Origin of the sequence: Pedobacter sp. JY14-1, assembly GCF_029269825.1 — a bacterium.
Taxonomy (GTDB): domain Bacteria; phylum Bacteroidota; class Bacteroidia; order Sphingobacteriales; family Sphingobacteriaceae; genus Pedobacter.
Window position 1 is genome coordinate 1 of the sequence record NZ_JARJHU010000007.1, and the last position, 542, is coordinate 542.

The window sequence follows — 542 nt, forward strand, 5'->3', positions numbered from 1 at the left end:
ACGCTAACCGGTGCCCCCCAAAGGCCGGGAACCATATACACCGCAAAGGAAAATGACAGTATGGCAAAGAATAACCGCGGGACTGAAACATAGGGTACATCGCTGTCATGCGAAAACTTAAGCTTTCCCAGAAGATAGAAGCCCATCAGTACGAAGATCACGATCCACAGCACCAGGAAGATCTCCCGGTCAAACCATTCCCAGTGCCAGGCCAGGTCTGCAGAGGAAAGGAACTTCAGCGCCAGCGCCAGCTCCAGGAAACCAAGGCAAACCTTTACGCTGTTCAGCCAGCCGCCGGATTTGGGCATGCTGTTCAGAAACCCCGGGAAAACCGCAGATAAAGTAAAAGGAAGTGACAATGCCAGTGCGAAACCGAACATCCCGGCTGCAGGCGCCAGCAACTCCCCTTTGGAGCTCGCCTGGACCAGAAGTGTACCGATGATCGGACCGGTGCAGGAAAAAGAGACCAGGGCCAGAGAGGCGGCCATAAAGAAAATGCCGCCAAGCCCTTTGCTGTTATCGGCCTTGCTGTCGATCTTATT

The 542-nt window shown here is 54.1% G+C and carries 1 pseudogene; it reads right to left on the reverse strand.

Annotation, left to right across the window (positions count from 1 at the left end):
* Positions 1-542, reverse strand: a pseudogene (locus P2W84_RS13625) (hypothetical protein); the annotation flags it as partial.